Raw genomic sequence first — 1523 nt, forward strand, 5'->3', positions numbered from 1 at the left:
ATTCACAAGCACTGCGGCATGATTTGTCGGGAAATGAAAAGGCTGTTTTGGGCGTCGAGCAAGGCCAGTTTGCCTGAAATATGGGGGCCTTTGGGCTGGCAGTTGCAATGACAAAGGTCGCAAACCAGCAACCTTTATAAATTCAGGGTAGCAAAATGGCATCAACATAAAACGACGGTGGTTGCATGGTCTTCCAAGGGAAAAATAAAATTCTTAAAATCCTCATCTTCTTGTCGGCTCTTTCAATGCCGCTTCTTTTTGCTGCAACCGGAACTGGTACCGTAGGCATAACAATCTCCCAGACAAACCAGATGGCGGTTTACACTTCTAACGGGACTTCTGACAGCACCCTTGTATTCAACTCAGTCACACCAGCAGCAGGCTCATCAATCACAGTCCAGACAAACTACACATCAAACATGACGGGCAGCGAAAGGGGCTACGTGCTTGAAAACCAGGGCAACGTAAACATCTCAATCAATGTCACCTCCAACAAAAATGCAGCACAATTCATTGGCGGCACAAGCCCTGCATTTTCCATGTGGGGGGAGAACAACGAGACCTCCTCATGCACATCAGGCCTTGTGGCATACGGCTCTGCATTTGCCCTCTCAAGCACCACCAACCTGCTTTGCTCAAACCTGAACTTTGTCGACACGTCTGATGCGATTTGGGCTTATATCTATGCCACCATCCCATCAGACGCCCCAGTAGCCTCAGGGACAACCGCAACTATAACATTCACAAGCACTGCGGCATAAGCGTGCTGTGGATATTTTTGAACAAAGCCAAAATTCATGAAGGGGGAAATCCCCTCTTTTTAATTTTTCAGGATTTTAGGAAAAATGCGTGTGATGCTGATGTTTGAAAGAAAAGCAAGCACATTTCTTGCCTTTTCCTTCCTCCTTTTAGCCCTGTTAAATACAGCATTTTCCATTTCTGCTGCCATTTCGCCTGCCATAACCACTTACAAGTTTACAACGGAAAAAATTACCGGCACGTTCAATGTAATAAATACGGACGTTACCCAGGGCGAAATGACTGCAATATCCAATTCGCCTTATGTAACAGTAACCTCGGAAAAAGTCTTCTCAATAACCCCGGGCGGCTCGTACCCTGTCACCTACGAGGTAAATTTGCCGGAGGATTTCCCTCCTGGCACTACAAGAATATTCATCACAGCCACAAAGGCTCCTGACCAGGGGGGCAATGTTGGAATAGCCGTGGCCTTTAATTACGTCATTAAAATAGAGAAACCCTACCCTGATAAATTTGTTGAGGCAACCGGCCCATCTGTTGAAATATCCGGCAAGAAAGTCACCCTTGAGGTGACTGCAACAAACAAGGGCTCGGAGCCGATTGATTCTGCAAAGGCGAAAATCAAGATATTTGACAGCGAAAAAAACGTCCTGGATAATGTCGAATCAGGGGAAAAAGCCCTTCCTCTTGACTCTGCAACCGGACTTAAAATGGTATGGACTGCCCCAAAGACGGGAATCTATCCGTTTGAGGCTCTTGTAGAA

2 protein-coding genes are annotated in these 1523 nt (G+C 46.4%); both read left to right on the top strand.

Features of this window, described 5'->3' with window-relative positions; translation table 11 throughout:
* The first annotated feature begins 185 nt into the window (after positions 1–185).
* Positions 186–761: a hypothetical protein gene (locus FJZ26_05975; GenBank protein ID MBM3229955.1), complete on the top strand. Its 576-nt coding sequence runs from the start codon at positions 186–188 to the stop codon at positions 759–761.
* 99 nt (positions 762–860) lie between these two features.
* Positions 861–1523, top strand: a 663-nt coding sequence (locus tag FJZ26_05980) for a cadherin repeat domain-containing protein (GenBank protein MBM3229956.1), incomplete at its 3' end; no start/stop codon positions are given.

It is taken from the genome of Candidatus Parvarchaeota archaeon (genome assembly GCA_016866895.1).
Lineage (GTDB): Archaea > Micrarchaeota > Micrarchaeia > Anstonellales > VGKX01 > VGKX01.